This window comes from Brevibacterium permense (genome assembly GCF_025506275.1).
Taxonomy (GTDB): domain Bacteria; phylum Actinomycetota; class Actinomycetes; order Actinomycetales; family Brevibacteriaceae; genus Brevibacterium; species Brevibacterium permense_A.
Window position 1 is genome coordinate 1 of the sequence record NZ_QYCP01000015.1, and the last position, 396, is coordinate 396.

The 396-nt window shown below is 68.9% G+C and carries 1 protein-coding gene; it reads right to left on the bottom strand.

Annotation, left to right across the window (positions count from 1 at the left end; genetic code table 11):
- A partial coding sequence (locus tag D3I60_RS01345) for a cytochrome c biogenesis CcdA family protein (RefSeq protein WP_276584330.1) occupies positions 1–396 on the bottom strand: 396 nt, incomplete at both ends.

Genomic DNA, 396 nt, shown 5'->3' on the forward strand with positions numbered 1-396 from the left:
GTTCCAGCGAGGTGGTGCTGGCGTAGGAAAGTCGCGCCAGCAGGCTGGTGTCGAGACCGAGCGCGATGACCGCAACGCCCGCCAGCACGGCGGCGCCGACTGCCTGGCGAATTCGGTCGCCAAGGCCGAGCGAGCGCTTCATCGCGGCGAAGATCTTAGCGCCGACAAGCAGTGCCACCGCAAGCGAGGTCGCAGCACCGGCGGCATAGGCGATTAAGAGGACGGTCGTCTGCAGATTGGCGCCCTGCAATGCCGCGCCGGTCAGCACGAGGCCGAGAATCGGCCCGGCGCAGGGCGCCCAGAGCAGGCCGGTGGCGACGCCGAGAATGAGCGCACTCCTGACCGTCGGGGCCGCGCGTCCGCCACCGCTGGCGTTCAGAAGATTGTTGCCGAGGT